14 protein-coding genes are annotated in these 14,384 nt (G+C 71.5%); 8 read left to right on the top strand and 6 right to left on the bottom strand.

What is annotated here, in order from left to right:
• Positions 1-50 precede the first annotated feature (50 nt).
• Positions 51-1,082 carry an ArsR family transcriptional regulator gene (locus ACIRP2_RS07390; RefSeq protein WP_404247495.1) on the top strand — a complete coding sequence of 344 codons (1,032 nt, stop codon included), beginning with the start codon at positions 51-53 and terminating at the stop codon, positions 1,080-1,082.
• A 15-nt stretch (positions 1,083-1,097) separates the two neighbouring features.
• On the opposite strand, the gene otsB is transcribed toward ACIRP2_RS07390, so the two are convergent.
• The 3 genes from otsB to ACIRP2_RS07375 all read right to left on the bottom strand — a co-directional run bounded on the left by otsB (position 1,098) and on the right by ACIRP2_RS07375 (position 3,757).
• The gene (gene otsB / locus ACIRP2_RS07385) at positions 1,098-1,976 is read right to left on the bottom strand and encodes a trehalose-phosphatase (protein WP_404247493.1); all 879 of its coding nucleotides are present in this window, start codon (positions 1,974-1,976) and stop codon (positions 1,098-1,100) included.
• Between the two features lie 175 nt (positions 1,977-2,151).
• Positions 2,152-2,418, bottom strand: a complete 267-nt coding sequence (locus ACIRP2_RS07380) for a DUF3263 domain-containing protein (RefSeq protein WP_404247491.1) — start codon at positions 2,416-2,418, stop codon at positions 2,152-2,154.
• Positions 2,419-2,461: 43 nt separating this feature from the next.
• Positions 2,462-3,757 (bottom strand): extracellular solute-binding protein, encoded by a 1,296-nt coding sequence (locus tag ACIRP2_RS07375; protein ID WP_404247489.1) that lies wholly within the window; start codon positions 3,755-3,757, stop codon positions 2,462-2,464.
• Positions 3,758-4,021: 264 nt separating this feature from the next.
• On the opposite strand from ACIRP2_RS07375, the gene ACIRP2_RS07370 reads away from it, so the two are divergent.
• The 5 genes from ACIRP2_RS07370 to ACIRP2_RS07350 all read left to right on the top strand — a co-directional run bounded on the left by ACIRP2_RS07370 (position 4,022) and on the right by ACIRP2_RS07350 (position 9,181).
• A complete protein-coding gene (locus ACIRP2_RS07370; RefSeq protein WP_404247487.1) occupies positions 4,022-4,930 on the top strand; it encodes an SIS domain-containing protein in 909 nt (302 codons plus the stop codon).
• Positions 4,931-5,032: 102 nt separating this feature from the next.
• The gene (locus ACIRP2_RS07365) at positions 5,033-5,965 is read left to right on the top strand and encodes an ROK family protein (RefSeq protein ID WP_404247485.1); all 933 of its coding nucleotides are present in this window, start codon (positions 5,033-5,035) and stop codon (positions 5,963-5,965) included.
• Positions 5,965-7,119, top strand: a complete 1,155-nt coding sequence (gene nagA / locus ACIRP2_RS07360; RefSeq protein ID WP_404247483.1) for an N-acetylglucosamine-6-phosphate deacetylase — start codon at positions 5,965-5,967, stop codon at positions 7,117-7,119. The genes ACIRP2_RS07365 and nagA overlap by 1 nt, the downstream gene beginning before the upstream one ends.
• Before the next feature lie 170 nt (positions 7,120-7,289).
• Complete coding sequence (locus tag ACIRP2_RS07355) at positions 7,290-8,270, top strand: 1-phosphofructokinase family hexose kinase (RefSeq protein ID WP_404247481.1); 981 nt, start codon at positions 7,290-7,292, stop codon at positions 8,268-8,270.
• A 59-nt stretch (positions 8,271-8,329) separates the two neighbouring features.
• Positions 8,330-9,181 carry a ketose-bisphosphate aldolase gene (locus tag ACIRP2_RS07350; RefSeq protein ID WP_404247479.1) on the top strand — a complete coding sequence of 284 codons (852 nt, stop codon included), beginning with the start codon at positions 8,330-8,332 and terminating at the stop codon, positions 9,179-9,181.
• A 70-nt stretch (positions 9,182-9,251) separates the two neighbouring features.
• On the opposite strand, the gene ACIRP2_RS07345 is transcribed toward ACIRP2_RS07350, so the two are convergent.
• Positions 9,252-10,199, bottom strand: coding sequence for a carbohydrate-binding protein (locus ACIRP2_RS07345; protein WP_404247477.1), 948 nt, complete (start codon positions 10,197-10,199; stop codon positions 9,252-9,254).
• A 152-nt stretch (positions 10,200-10,351) separates the two neighbouring features.
• Positions 10,352-11,995, bottom strand: a complete 1,644-nt coding sequence (gene cdgB / locus ACIRP2_RS07340) for a diguanylate cyclase CdgB (protein WP_404247475.1) — start codon at positions 11,993-11,995, stop codon at positions 10,352-10,354.
• 367 nt (positions 11,996-12,362) lie between these two features.
• On the opposite strand from cdgB, the gene ACIRP2_RS07335 reads away from it, so the two are divergent.
• Entirely contained in the window at positions 12,363-12,869 is a 507-nt protein-coding gene (locus ACIRP2_RS07335) for a flavin reductase family protein (protein WP_404247473.1), read from the top strand.
• A 68-nt stretch (positions 12,870-12,937) separates the two neighbouring features.
• On the opposite strand, the gene arfB is transcribed toward ACIRP2_RS07335, so the two are convergent.
• Positions 12,938-13,372: an alternative ribosome rescue aminoacyl-tRNA hydrolase ArfB gene (gene arfB / locus ACIRP2_RS07330; protein ID WP_351075259.1), complete on the bottom strand. Its 435-nt coding sequence runs from the start codon at positions 13,370-13,372 to the stop codon at positions 12,938-12,940.
• Positions 13,373-13,600: 228 nt separating this feature from the next.
• Between arfB and ACIRP2_RS07325 the strand changes: the two genes are divergently transcribed.
• Positions 13,601-14,176 carry a TerD family protein gene (locus ACIRP2_RS07325; RefSeq protein ID WP_376219050.1) on the top strand — a complete coding sequence of 192 codons (576 nt, stop codon included), beginning with the start codon at positions 13,601-13,603 and terminating at the stop codon, positions 14,174-14,176.
• Positions 14,177-14,384: the final 208 nt, after the last annotated feature.

Raw genomic sequence — 14,384 nt, 5'->3', positions numbered from 1 at the left:
AGAAGCAGAAGACTGGGTGGTCCGAGGACGGGGCAAGTGGAAGGTTCTCCATGCTGCGCATTCACTTCACATCGGAAGATCTCGCCAGGACGAGAGTCCTGACCACCTGGGGCCCCCTCGGAGAGACGCTCCTGAGCCTGACCACCCTGCGGCAGAGCAACACCGAGGCGCTGTTCGGGGGATGGCGCCGGCGTGTGTCCCGCGTATCGGAAGCGTCCGCTCACCCTGCCTCGACACTCTTCTGCGGCGGGGCCCTGGACCTGTTCACCCTCACCGGGCCCGCCCCCTCGCTGGAGGAAGGCCTGGAAGCCCTCAGGGCCGCCCGCCCGGACCATGTGCGGGACGAACTCGCGGGGGCTTTCGCCGCCTTCTCCCGCTACGCCGGGCGCACCACGCCTTGGGCCGGAACGCCGTGGGCGGACCTCCCCCACGACCGTGCCGTCCGTCAGGAACTGGTGCGTTTTCTCCACGACTACCACCGCGTCGCCGTGGCCCCCCACTGGTCACGCATACAGTCACGGCTTCAGTCGGAACAGACGGCCCACGCCCGCATCCTCGCGAGTTCCGGTGTCGAGGCGATGCTCGCGGGACTGCCGCCGGGCTTCCGCTGGCGCTCCCCGGTACTGGAGATCGGACGCGGCGCGCTGACCGGGGAGGTCACCCTGGGCGGCCGGGGCCTCGCGCTGGTGCCTTCCGCCTTCTCCCGCACCCGGCCCATCACTTACAGCAGCGTGATGGACGACCAGGCCCCGCTCGTGCTGTTCGTCCCCGTCATCCGTAGCGTTTCCGACTCCGCCGACATGCTCACCGGGCCCGGGAACGGAACCCACCGCGCCTTGGCCGCTCTCCTCGGACGGACCCGCGCCCAAGCGCTCGACGCCATCAGCCACGCCCCCTGTACCACCGGGCAACTCGCCGAACTCCTGTCGGTCTCCCCGGCCACCTCCAGCGAGCACGCCACCGTGTTACGACAGTCCGGACTCATCTCCACCACCCGCCACGGCAGCACCGTCGTGCACGCGGTGACCCCCCTCGGTTCCGCCATGCTGAACGGCCGTCCGAACCCGACGGTTCCGGCCTGACCCGAACGGAAGGCCCTAGAGGTGCTGCGCCAGGGCCGAGAGGAAGCCCACCACGGCCCCCGGGCCGTCCAGCAGCAGGTCCGCGCGCTCGGCCAGATCGGGGACCTCCGCACTGCCGCTGCAGACCAGCAGGCCCGGGATGCCGTCGGGGCCCTCGGTGCGGAGCTTCTCCACGGCCGCGTACGCGGCGAGGTCCCCCAGGTCGTCGCCCGCGTACAGGACGGACTCGGCGTCCATCTCCCGTACGTACTGGGTGAGTGCCACGCCCTTGTCCATGCCCGGCGGGCGCAGCTCCAGGACCAGGCGTCCCGGTTCGACGATCAGCCCGTGCCGCGCGGCGAGCTCGCCGAGGGGTTCGCGCAGGGCCTCGAACGCGGCCGACGGGTCGGCGGCGCGGCGGGTGTGGACGGCGAGCGCCTGGCCCTTCTCCTCGATCCAGGTGCCGCGCCAGGAGCCGAACCGGTCGAGCACGCCGGGGAGTTCGGCGCGGACCGCGGCCACACCGGGGTGCGGGGCGGGGGCGTGGACGGTGCCGGAGACGGCGTCCCAGCGTTCGGCGCCGTAGTGGCCGAGGACGACGAGGTGGTCCAGTCCTCGCACTCCGGCGAAGCCGCCGTGCCGGACCGCGACGCCGGCCGGGCGGCCGGTGATCACGGCGATGGAGGCCACTTTCGGGGCGAGCGCGACGAGCGCGTCGACGGCGCCGGGGTGGGCGCGGGCCTGTTCCGGGTCGGGGACGATGTCGGCGAGGGTCCCGTCGAAATCGAGCGCGACGACGGCACGGTCCGGACGCGCGAGGATCGCGGCCAGGGCTTCTCGGCCGGGTGGGGTGGTGGGGGCGGGGAGCTCGGACGGGATTTCGCTCGGCGCGGGTGCGTGCGGGTTGCTGCCCATGGGGCCGAGCCTATAGGCGTACCACCGGGCACAGCCATGGGCGACGTGGCACACGGACGCCGTCCCGCGGCGTGACGGACCGCGCAGCGACCGGCCGCCGCGGTCGCGTGCGACATCGAGAAACCGTCCCGGACCGCCGCGGGGCACCCGTGGCCGGCCGGGAGGGGCGCCGGCTTCAGCGGCGCTCTCGCCGTGCCTGCCGGACCCGGCGCAGGCGGTTCACCGTCACCGGGTCCTCCTCCAGCGCGCGGCGGTCGTCGAGCAGGGCGTTCAGCAACTGGTAGTAGCGCGTGGGCGAGATGCCGAGCCGCTCGCGGATGGCGCGGTCCTTCGCCCCGGGTCCGGCCCACGACTGCCGCTCGACGGCGAGCACGGCACGGTCCCGGTCGGAGAGTCCGGAGGGGCCGTTCGTGTCGTCGGGGCCGTTCGTGGGGGCGGTCATATCAGCCAACCTATCGCCCGGCCGGAGGGCCGCCACCCGGTCGTCACCCCGCGTGCTCCGCCGCCGCCGACTCCCGGGCGATCCGCCCCAGCACGCTCTCGGGGCTCCCGTTCGGCTCGACCGCCCTGCCGGCGTTCTCCTTGATCGACTCCCTGGCCCGGGCCCAGGACGTCTTGCCGAACGGGTAGAACTCCGCGTTCGGCAGCGCGACCAGGAACTTCCGCAGCGGCTTGTACCGGGGATCGGACTCCATCGCCGCGGAGGCGCTGTCGGTGACCGGCAGCAGGTCGTACTCGTCGGCGAATTCGATGACGTTCTTGTCGGTGAACAGATAGTCGAAGAACTTGCCCAGCTGCACCCGGTGGCCACGCTGCCTGAAGCCCATGATCCAGTCGGCGACGCCCATCGAGCCCTTGGTGGGGCCGCCGACACCGGGCAGCGGCACCATGCCGACGGAGACGCCCTTCTTCTCGGCCTCCTGCATCAGGGTCGGATGACCGTTCAGCATGCCGACCTCGCCGCGCGTGAACGCGGCGAACGCCTTGGCCCGGTCGAGCTTGCCGGGGGCCACGGGGCCGACGAGGCCCTTGTCGACCAGGTTCGTCTTCAGCCAGTCGAAGGTCCTGACGTTCTCGGCCGAGTCGATCTCGTACGAGCCCGCGTCGTCGATGTAGCCGCCGCCCCCGCTCAGCAGCCACATCATGGTCTCGGCCTGGGCCTCCTCCGGACCGAGCGGCAGCGCGAACGGGTACTTCACGCCGCGCTGCTCGAGCACCGTCGCGTCGTCGCGTATGTCGTTCCACGTCCGCGGGGCGGCCAGGCCCGCCTGGGCGAAGAACTTCTTGTTGTAGAAGAGCAGCCGGGTGCTGGCGACGAACGGCAGGCCGTACTGGGTGCGGTTCACGCTGCCCGCGTCGGCCAGGCGCGGCAGGAAGTTGGCCTGGGCGGTGATGTTCAGCATCTCGTCGGCCCGGTAGAGCTTGCCCGCCTCGGCGTAGTCGGCGTACGAGCCGATCTGGGCGATGTCGGGGGCCTCCCCCCGCTTCACCATCTCGGCGACCTCGCGGTCGACGTCCTTCCACGAACGAACGCTGACCTCGACCTTGATGCCGGGGTGGGACGACTCGAAACCCTTCACGAGCGCGGCCCAGTACTTCTTGGAACTGTTGGCCGCGCTGTTGCCGTAGTCGGCCGCGACGAGCCTGAGGGTGACGTCCCCCGAGTCGCCGTTGCCGCCGCATCCCGTCAGCGTCGCCGTCAATGCCAGCGCGGCCCCAGCCGCGGTCAGTCCCAAGTAGCGCCGCTGCACAGCCCAGTCCGTCCTCGTCCTCGGTGTCATCCGCGCCGGCCACGTCCTCGTGGGGGCCTCCGGATGAGCTGTGATCCTCCCCCGAGCGATCGTCGAAGGTCTACACCAGAGCGGTATCGCTTTCGCAACGCACCTGGATCCGCGCCCTGTTGCCGCGTGCGGGCATTGCCCTTGACCTGCGCCGACTGCTAAGCAGGTTGCGGCGCAAGGCTCTTCGGGGGCCGGTCCTCCGCTCCACCGACGTACCGCAGCGCCCGCACCGTCACCGTCCCACGCCGCAAGGAGCCGTCGAGCATGTCGCGTACCGCATCAGAGATTGCCACCCAGCCCGACTGCTGGCGGCGCGCCGCGGAGGCCGGGGCGGTGTTCGACGGACTGCCGCGCCCGGGCGAGCGGGTCGCCGTCACCGGGTGCGGCACCTCCTGGTTCATGGCCATCGCGTACGCGGCGCTGCGCGAGGCGGCCGGGCAGGGCGAGACGGACGCGTACCCCTCGTCGGAGTTCCCGGCCGGGCGGCCGTACGACCGGGTCGTGGCGATCACCCGCTCCGGCACGACGACCGAGGTGCTGGAACTCCTCGCCGGGCTGCGCGGCAAGGTCACCACCGTCGCGCTGACCGCCGACCCGGGCACACCGGTGATGGACGCCGCCGACACGGTGGCCGTACTGGACTGGGCGGACGAGGAGTCGGTCGTCCAGACCCGGTTCGCCACCACCGCGCTGGCCTTTCTGCGGGCCGGTCTGGAGGCATCGGGTCCGCTTCCGGCCGGGGTGAAGACGGTGGCCGCCGCGGCGGTCGACGCGGAACTCGCGGTGACGGAGCCGCTGGACGAGGCGGTGGTCTCGGCCGAGCAGTGGACGTTCCTGGGGCGCGGCTGGACGTACGGCCTGGCGCAGGAGGCCGGGCTGAAGATGCGCGAGGCGGCGGGCGCCTGGACGGAGTCGTACCCGGCCATGGAGTACCGCCACGGCCCGATCTCGATCACCGGCCCCCACCGGGTGGCGTGGGTGTTCGGTCCGCTGCCGGAGGGGCTCGCCGGCGAGGTGGCACAGGTGGGCGGCACGCTGGTCGCGCACGCCACCGCGGACCCGATGGCCGATCTGATCCGGGCGCAGCGACTGGCGGTGGCGCTCGCGGAGTCGAAGGGATACGACCCGGACCGCCCGCGCAACCTCTCGCGCAGCGTGATCCTTTCGCCCTGAGTCCGCCGCTCGGGCCGCCGCGGCGGTGATTTTGTATGTATGCGCAACAAACCTCACTAGTGGACTAGACCTATCGGGGTTCCTCGGGCGAAACTGTTTCCCGTGAAACACGTCATCGCCCTCGATGTGGGCGGCACCGGAATGAAGGCCGCACTGGTCGGGGCCGACGGCACCCTGCTGTACGAGGCGCGGCGGGCGACCGGCAGAGAGCGCGGCCCCGACGCCGTCGTGGAGTCGATCCTCGCCTTCGCCGCGGACCTGCGGGCGTACGGCGAGGAACACCTCGGCGAGAGCGCCGTCGCGGCCGGTGTCGCCGTGCCCGGCATCGTCGACGCGGAGAACGGGATCGCGGTCTACGCCTCGAACCTGGGCTGGCGCGACGTACCCATGCGGGAACTGCTCGGCCGGCGGCTCGGCGGTGTCCCCGTCGCGCTCGGCCACGATGTGCGCACCGGCGGGCTCGCCGAGGGCCGGATCGGCGCGGGCAAGGGAGCCGACCGCTTCCTCTTCGTCCCGCTGGGCACCGGGATCGCCGGGGCCATCGGCATCGCGGGCACCATCGAGGCCGGCGCGCACGGGTACGCGGGCGAGATCGGCCACATCGTGGTCCGGCCGGACGGCCCGGACTGCGGCTGCGGCCAGCGCGGCTGTCTGGAGACCCTGGCGTCCGCCTCCGCGGTGACCCGCGCCTGGGCCGCCGCGTCCGGGGACCCGGCGGCGGACGCGGCCGACTGCGCGAAGGCCGTCGAATCGGGCGATCCGGCGGCCGTGGAGGTCTGGCGGAACGCGGTGGACGCGCTCGCGGCCGGGCTGGTCACCGCGCTGACGCTGCTCGACCCGCGCGCCCTCATCATCGGTGGCGGGCTCGCCGAGGCCGGGGAAACCTTGTTCACACCACTCCGTGCGGCCGTCGAGGAACGTGTCACGTTCCAGAAGCTGCCCCACATCGTCCCGGCGGCCCTCGGGGACACCGCCGGATGCCTGGGCGCAGGGCTGCTCGCCTGGGATCTTCTCTCCACGGAGGTATCCGCCTGATGGCCGGACGCGCAGACAGCACAGTTCTCGCAGGTGCCCGGGTGGTGCTTCCCACCGGGACCGTCGAGGACGGCCGGGTGATCGTCGAGGGCACCCGGATCGCCGGCTCGGTACCGGAGGGCGCCCCGACCGTCGACCTGAGCGGCCACTGGGTGGTCCCGGGCTTCGTCGACATGCACAACCACGGCGGCGGCGGCGCGTCCTTCACCTCGGGCACCGTGGACGAGGTCCTCACCGGCATCCGCACCCACCGCGAGCACGGCACCACCACCCTGGTCGCCTCCACCGTCACCGGCGAGATGGACTTCCTCGCCCAGCGGGCCGGCGTCCTCTCCGAACTCGTCGAGCAGGGCGACCTGGCCGGTATCCACTTCGAGGGACCGTTCATCTCGCCGTGCCGCAAGGGCGCGCACAGCGAGGATCTGCTGCGCCACCCGGACCCGGCCGAGGTCCGCAAGCTGATGGACGCGGCGCGCGGCACCGCGAAGATGTTCACGCTCGCCACCGAACTGCCCGGCGGCATCGAGTCGGTGCGGCTGCTCGCCGAGCACGGCGTGATCGCCGCGATCGGGCACACCGACGCGACGTACGAGCAGACCGTCGAGGCGATCGACGCGGGCGCCACCGTCGCCACCCACCTGTTCAACGCGATGCCGCCGCTCGCCCACCGCGAGCCCGGTCCGATCGCCGCCCTCCTGGAGGACGAGCGGATCACCGTCGAGCTGATCAACGACGGTACGCATCTGCACCCCGCCGCCCTGGAGCTGGCCTATCACCACGCAGGCGCCCACCGCGTCGCGCTGATCACCGACGCCATGGACGCGGCCGGTTTCGGCGACGGCCGGTACCAGCTCGGCCCGCTCGCGGTCGAGGTCAAGGACGGCGTCGCGCGGCTGGTGGAGGGCAACTCGATCGCGGGCTCCACGCTCACCCTGGACACCGCGTTCCACCGTGCCGTGACCATCGACCGGATCCCGGTCGACGACGTCGTGCAGTCCATCTCCGCCAACCCGGCACGGCTGCTCGGCCTGTACGACCGCGTCGGCTCGCTGGAGCCGGGCAAGGACGCGGACCTGGTGGTCCTGGACGCGGACTTCACGCTCAAGGGCGTCATGCGCAAGGGCGAATGGATCATCGATCCGCAGATCGGCTGATTCGACCCGTTGTTGACGGCGAATCGAATGCGTAACGAAGAGACGGCGGTTGGTCCCGAGGTCTGGGCCGACCGCCACCTCTTTGGCATGATCGCCTGGGAAACAGGCAGAGAAAGCGCATTCCGTCCAAGGATTCGCGCTCCAGAGCAGGGATCGAGGGAGCGGCCGCGGTGATCCTCACGGTCACACTGAATACGGCACTCGACCTGACGTACGGCGTCCCGGAACTCGTCCCGCACGCCAGCCACCGCGTCAGCGACATGTCCGAGCGCCCCGGCGGCAAGGGCCTCAACGTGGCACGGGTGCTCTCCGCCCTCGGCCACGACACGGTGGTCACCGGATTCGCCGGAGGCACCACCGGAGCCGTACTGCGCGAGCTGCTGGCCGCACCGTCGCCACGGGACACGGATCCGACGTCCGCCGACGGCACCGCGCCGGCCGCCGCACCGATCACCGACGCCCTCGTCGCCGTCGCCGGGAACACCCGCCGCACGATCGCCGTCGTCGACCGGGCCACCGGCGACACCACCCAGCTCAACGAACCCGGCCCGCTCGTCAGCGCCGACGAATGGGCCGCACTCCTCGACCGGTACGAGGAGCTCCTCACCGGCGCCGACGCCGTCGCCCTCTGCGGCAGCCTGCCGCCCGGCATACACGTCGGTGCCTACGCCGAACTGGTCCGCCTGGCCCGTGCGGCGAACGTCCCCGTCCTCCTGGACACCAGTGGGGAACCGCTGCGCCGCGGTATCGCCGCCCGCCCCGACCTGATCAAGCCCAACGCCGACGAGCTCGCCCAGCTCACCGGCTCCCGCGAACCGCTGCGCGCCACCCGCGACGCCCGCCGCCGCGGTGCGCACGGCGTCGTCGCGTCCCTGGGCCCGGACGGCATGCTGGCGGTCACCCCCGACGGCGTCTGGCAGGCGTCCCCGCCCGCCAAGGTCCGGGGCAACCCGACCGGTGCGGGCGACTCCGCGGTGGCCGGGCTGCTGTCCGGCCTCGTCGAGGGGCTGAGCTGGCCGGACCGGCTGCGGCGGGCGGTGGCACTGTCGACGGCGACCGTGCTCTCCCCGACGGCCGGGGACTTCGACCGCGCGGCGTACGAGGAGCTGCTGCCGCGCGTCGGCGTCGAGGAACACGCAACGGCGGCCTGAGGCCGCGCCCGTACCGGACCCGCCCGAGCGCGGGTCCGAAGAAGTAGCAAGAGGTCAGCATGCCGCTCGTCAGCACCGGTGAACTCGTCTCCGCCGCACAGGCCGAGGGACGCGGAATCGCCGCCTTCAATGTCATCACGCTGGAGCACGCGGAGGCCATCGCGGCCGGCGCCGAGCGCGCCGGAGCCCCCGCCATCCTGCAGATCTCCGAGAACGCCGTGAAGTTCCACGGCGGCCGGCTCTCCGCCGTCGCCGCCGCGGCCGCCGCCGTCGCCCGCGCCTCCGCCGTCCCCCTCGCGCTCCACCTCGACCACGTCGAGTCCGTGGAGCTGCTGCACCAGGCGCACACCGAGGGGTTCGGCTCGGTCATGTTCGACGCCTCCAAGCTGCCGTACGAGGAGAACGTGCGCGCCACGGCCGAGGCGGTGGCCTGGGGGCACGAGCGCGGCATCTGGATCGAGGCCGAGCTCGGCAAGGTCGGTGGCAAGGAGGGCGAGGCCCCACTCGACGCCCACGCCCCCGGCGTCCGCACCGACCCGGCCGAGGCCGCCGCGTACGTCCGCGACACCGGAGTGGACGCGCTGGCCGTCGCGGTCGGCTCCTCGCACGCCATGACCGAGCGCACCGCCGCCCTGGACCACGCCCTGATCGGCCGGCTCCGCGACGCCGTCCCGGTCCCGCTGGTGCTGCACGGCTCCAGCGGCGTCCCGGACGACGAGATCCGCCAGGCCGTGGCCTCCTCCGGCATGGTCAAGATCAACGTGGGCACGGCACTGAACACGGCGTTCACCGGCGCGGTGCGCGCCTACCTGGCCGAGAACACCACGGGCGTCGACCCGCGCAAGTACATCGCGCCGGGGCGCGAGGCGATGGCCGCGACGGTGGCGGGGTTCCTGGCCCTGATGGGCTGAGCCGGCGCGTCGGGAAACGAACCGGCCCCCTCGCCCGAAGGCGAGGGGGCCGCAGTGCGTCCGGGGACGGTCAGCGCTTCACGTGGCCGGCCTTCAGCGACAGCTGGTCCAGGTTGGCGTCGCACTGGTCACCCTCGTTGCAGGAGATCATGACCGTGTTCGATCCCTTGCTGAGCTGCATCCAGGCGAACGTCGTCGTCCAGCCCTTCGACAGATCGCCCTCCGGCGCCTCCGCGAAGTTGTTCATCCTGATTTCGCGGGGGGCCTCGGAATTGACCGTGAGGGACGTCTTGGCGTCCTTGCCCGGCACGCCGTACGTCACGAACAGCGTGTACGGACCGGCCTCCGGCACCTCGAACGACCAGGTCGCCGACCGGCCGACCTCATTGAGGTTGATGTACTGGCCGTTGGCGCTCTTGGCTCCCGGGGTCGTGTTGTCCAGCTGGGCCGAGCCGCCGAGCTTCAGCGTCGCCGCGTCCTGCTTGGGCAGCTCGGCCGGGGCCTCGGAGCTCGCGGACGTCTGGGGCTTCGGGGACTCCTGCACCTGACTGCCGGGACCTGCGGAGGAGGTGGCCTCCTCCTTCTTCTTGTCCTTGTCGTTGCCCGTGATCAGCGCGGCACCGATACCGATGAGGACGACCAGGACCACCGCGACCGCGCCGATCAGCAGGCCCTTGGTGTTCGGGCCGCCCATGCCGGGGCCGCCGGTGCGGCCGCGGCCGCCCTGCTGCTGGACCTGCGTGGTGGGGGCGCCGGGGTACGTCTCCGGGGCCGCGTACTGCGCGTTCGGCTGGCCGTACGCCTGCTGGTGCGGCACCTGCTGCCCGTACTGGCGCTCGCCGACGGTCCGCACCTGGTTGTACGAGGTCCGGGGCACACCGGGCTGCGGAGCCGCCGGAGGGTAGCCGTAGCCGCCCTGCCTCGGCGGCTGGGCGCCCGCTGCCTGTCCGTCCTCGTACAGGTAGCCGAACGGATCGTCGTCCTCGGGCTTGTTTGCGCCGTTGTTCCCGGCCGTCATCCCTGGGTCACTCCTCACCATGTCGCCAGCCGTCGCCGAAAATTGCCAGCCGTGGCCGACCGGCCGAGCCTACCCCGAACGGCCCGCACCAAGAATTGCCGTCTTGCGCCACGCAATCCCCGCGGTGTGCGGGAAAGGCACGGCCCTGAACATCAGCCGGCCCTGCGGTGAACCTTCGCCCTGGACCGCTTCTCCACGTACATCCGCTGGTCCGCGGAGCGCAGCACCTCTTCGGCCGTCATGCCGCAGGCGGCCCAGCCGATGCCGAAGCTCGCCCCGACGCGCACCGCCCGCCCGTCGACCCGGATGGGCGGAATGATGGCGTTGCGGAGGCGTACGGCCAGGTCCGCGGCGTCCGCGGCGCCGAGCCCGTCGGCGAGCACGACGAATTCGTCACCTCCGAGCCGGGCGACGGTGTCGCCGTCGCGGACACAGGTGGTCAGGCGTCGGGCGACCTCGATCAGCACGGCGTCACCCGTGTGGTGGCCGAAGCGGTCGTTGATCGACTTGAAGCCGTCGAGGTCGCAGAAGAGGACCGCGAGGCCCTTCGCCCCGTCGTCGTTCTCGGTGTCGGGTGCGACGGAATGCACATGGTGGTCGTACGGCCCGCCGGGCGCCGCGTCCACGTCGTAGCCGTGCGTCCGCGCGTCCGGATCGTCGGCGTCGGCATATGCGGCGTCCAGCGCCTCGACCGCGGTGGTGGCCACCGAGTGCGGGCGCTCGCAGAGCCGGGAACCGAGCCGCGAGCGCAGTTCGGCGCTGTTGGGCAGACCGGTGAGCGCGTCGTGCGAGGCACGGTGCGCGAGATGCAGCTCGTGGCGCTTGCGCTCCTCTATGTCCTCGACGTGGGTGAGCAGGAAGCGCGGGCCGTCCGTCGTGTCGGCCACGACCGAGTTGCGCAGCGACACCCAGAGGTAGGTGCCGTCCCGCCGGCCGAGCCGCAGCTCGGCTCGCCCGCCCTCGGCGGAGGTGCGCAGCAGGGTGCCGATGTCCTCGGGGTGGACGAGGTCGGCGAAGGAGTAGCGGCGCAGCACGGACGCCGGGCGGCCGAGCAGCCGGCACAGGGCGTCGTTGGCGCGCAGCAGCCGGCCGTGCTGGTCGCCGCCCATCTCCGCGATGGCCATGCCGCTGGGTGCGTACTCGAAGGCCTGGCGGAAGGACTCCTCGCTGGCGCGCAGGGCCTGCTGCTCCCGCTCCAGACGGACCAGGGCGCGCTGCATGTTTGCTCTCAGCCGGGCGTTGCTGATCGCAATGGCCGCCTGCGACGCGTACATCTGGAGGGCCTCACGGCCCCAGGCTCCGGGGCGGCGGCCGTTGCGGGGGCGGTCGACGGAGATGACACCCAGCAGATCGGCGCCGCCGCCGGACGCGTACATCGGGGCGTAGAGGCGGTCCTGGGGGTGCCACTCGTCCTCGAAACGGGGATCGGGCCCGTCGGTGTGCCACTGCGGTACGTCGTCGTCGAGGAGGACCCAGCCGTCGGTGTGGGGTATGAAGCGGAGCTCGTCCCACTCCTCACCCATCGAAAGCCTGCGCTCCCAGGAGCTGCGCGAGCCGACGCGGCCGGTGATGAGGGCTTCCGCCGCGCTGTTGCCCGCGAAGGCGGCGACGACGAGATCGCCGTCGGCGCGGACCAGGTTCACGCAGGCCAGCTCGTAGCCGAGACCGGCGACGATTCCGTCGGCCACGGTCTGCAGTGTGTCGGCCAGGCTCCGCGCCGTATTGAGATCGGCGACGGCCTGGTGCAGCTGCCGCAGCGTCGCAAGACGGACGTATGGCTCCGACTCGGCCTCCATTGCTCGCACTCCCCGAGACCTCGACAGCACTCCAGGTTTCATATCGACGTACTTACTGCAGTGTCACGGCCACTGAATCACAGTGAGCTGTGCAGCCGGTACACAGGGTCAGCAAATATTGCACTCTGTGACTCAAGTCACAACAGATGGTGAAGGGGCCTGCGTGCCGGGCGACTGCGGTCCGTCCTTTTCTTGAACGCAAATCCGGGCGTTGCAGTACCGGCCGCCGCGGCCGTGACCGGGGTCCTAGGACCGGCCTGGTCCCCTGGTCCGATGCGACGGGACGGCGGGCGCGGCTAGCGTGCCGGGTGTGTTGCAGACGAAATCCCCCGCCCCGCGTTCCGAGCCCATCCCCCATGCTGAGGGGGTGAGCAACGATGAGTTCCGTGGCGCCCTCGCCCGGCTGGCCGCCGGAGTGGTGCTGATCACCGCCGAGGAGCCGCCCCTGGACGAGAACGGACGCGGCGAGGACGTCGGGATGACGGCGACCGCCTTCATGTCGGTGTCGCTGGACCCGCCGCTGGTCATGGTCAGTCTGCGCAACGGCTCACGGATGGACGATCTGCTGGCGGAGCAGCCGCTGTGGGCGGTCTCCGTGCTCGCCGAGAGCCAGCGGCACATCGCCGGACGGTTCGCCATGAAGGGCCGGATCAGTGACCGGCTGCTGTTCGAGGACATCCCCTTCACGAGGGGGGAGGCCTCCCGCGCGCCCCTGGTCGGCGGTGCGCTGGCCACGCTGGAGTGCCGGACCGAGCAACGGGTCCTGGCGGGCGACCACACGCTGGTGATCGGCCGGGTGCTGAGCGCGGACCTGCCCAGCGGCGACGGGGCGCCGTTGACGTACTTCCGGGGGCGGTACCGGCAGTTGGGGTGACGATCCACTTTCTGTGGTGCACCAGGTCGTGAGTCTCCCGCGACCGCCGCGCGGCCGGTCGCGGGGCGTCACCAGTCGCGACCGGAGCGCCCGCGCTTCGTCTCGCCGCGCTGCTTCTTCTCGCGCAGCCGGCGTTCGTTGATACCGCGCGGAATCCTGGTCTTGCGGCGCGGCCTGGGGGGCGGCGCCGTGGCCTCGGCCAGCAGGGAGGCGAGCCGCACGAGCGCCGTCTCGCGGTTGCGCCATTGGGAGCGGTGTTCGGACGCCCGTACCGCGATCACTCCGTCCACCAGCCTGTTCTCCAGACGCTGGAGCGCCCGCTCCTTCCACACCTCGGGAAGCGATTCGGTCGCCGCGAGGTCGAAGCGGAGCTCCACCTGGGAGTCGCTGGTGTTGACGTGCTGCCCGCCGGGCCCGGAGGACCGCGAGAAACGCCACATGAGCTCGGCCTCCGGCAGGGAGACCGAACCGCGGATGACATAGGGCCCGGACATGACACCCATGTTCCCCGGCCCACGGGGCGTTCGTCACCTTCTTTTGCCGTACGGCCCGTACCGCACGGGCAAGGGCGTCGGGCCGTACGGACCGGGCGGGGCGTCGGGCCGACCGGGGGACTTCGGTAAAGAAAGCAAAGAGAGAAGGAACCTCCCGGTCCCTTGTCCGCGTTATGACCTGTGACGGTAGCTTCTCGATGGCATGAAGCCCGCACTCGACGATGAAAGGGACTTCCCATGGCTGTAAGCCTGTCCAAGGGCGGCAACGTCTCGCTCACCAAGGAGGCCCCGGGCCTGACCGCCGTCACGGTCGGCCTCGGCTGGGACGTCCGCACCACCACCGGCACCGACTTCGACCTCGACGCCTCGGCGATCGCCGTGGACGCCGGCGGCAAGGTCGTCTCCGACGGCCACTTCGTCTTCTTCAACAACAAGTCGACGCCGGACCAGACCATCGTCCACACCGGTGACAACGTCACGGGCCAGGGCGAGGGCGACGACGAGCAGATCAACGTCAACCTGGCGGGCCTGCCGGCCGAGGTCGACAAGATCGTCTTCCCGGTCTCGATCTACGACGCCGAGACGCGCAGCCAGAACTTCGGCCAGGTGCGCAACGCCTTCATCCGCATCGTCAACCAGGCCGGCGGCACGGAGATCGCCCGTTACGACCTGAGCGAGGACGCCGCCACCGAGACCGCCATGGTCTTCGGCGAGCTCTACCGCAACGGCGCGGAGTGGAAGTTCCGCGCGGTCGGCCAGGGTTACGCCTCGGGCCTGCGCGGCATCGCCCAGGACTTCGGCGTCAACCTCTGACGTCCCGCAGTCGGTAGATCCGTACACACCGGGGCCCCCGGCCGCGTCCCATGCGGCCGGGGGCTCCCGTGCGTCTGCGCGATGTTGCACAACTACCCCTGGATTCCGCCGAATAGCGAACACAAGCGCACCCCATTCGGACAAGAAGTGGTCAAAAAAATGTGAGGCATTTGTTAGTGCACCGTCAATCCGGGTGATTCGGTGGCAC

The organism is Streptomyces sp. NPDC101194, assembly GCF_044767885.1.
GTDB lineage: Bacteria > Actinomycetota > Actinomycetes > Streptomycetales > Streptomycetaceae > Streptomyces.
This window is presented reverse-complemented; position numbering and strand designations above follow the sequence as displayed.

Coding starts and splice junctions, on each gene's coding strand:
- ACIRP2_RS07380 (WP_404247491.1), bottom strand. CDS start 2,418: ATGACCGCCCCCACGAACGGCCCCGACGACACGAACGGCCCCTCCGGA.
- ACIRP2_RS07370 (WP_404247487.1), top strand. CDS start 4,022: ATGTCGCGTACCGCATCAGAGATTGCCACCCAGCCCGACTGCTGGCGG.
- ACIRP2_RS07390 (WP_404247495.1), top strand. CDS start 51: ATGCTGCGCATTCACTTCACATCGGAAGATCTCGCCAGGACGAGAGTC.
- otsB (WP_404247493.1), bottom strand. CDS start 1,976: ATGGGCAGCAACCCGCACGCACCCGCGCCGAGCGAAATCCCGTCCGAG.
- ACIRP2_RS07350 (WP_404247479.1), top strand. CDS start 8,330: ATGCCGCTCGTCAGCACCGGTGAACTCGTCTCCGCCGCACAGGCCGAG.
- ACIRP2_RS07345 (WP_404247477.1), bottom strand. CDS start 10,199: ATGACGGCCGGGAACAACGGCGCAAACAAGCCCGAGGACGACGATCCG.
- nagA (WP_404247483.1), top strand. CDS start 5,965: ATGGCCGGACGCGCAGACAGCACAGTTCTCGCAGGTGCCCGGGTGGTG.
- ACIRP2_RS07375 (WP_404247489.1), bottom strand. CDS start 3,757: ATGACACCGAGGACGAGGACGGACTGGGCTGTGCAGCGGCGCTACTTG.
- cdgB (WP_404247475.1), bottom strand. CDS start 11,995: ATGGAGGCCGAGTCGGAGCCATACGTCCGTCTTGCGACGCTGCGGCAG.
- ACIRP2_RS07325 (WP_376219050.1), top strand. CDS start 13,601: ATGGCTGTAAGCCTGTCCAAGGGCGGCAACGTCTCGCTCACCAAGGAG.
- arfB (WP_351075259.1), bottom strand. CDS start 13,372: ATGGGTGTCATGTCCGGGCCCTATGTCATCCGCGGTTCGGTCTCCCTG.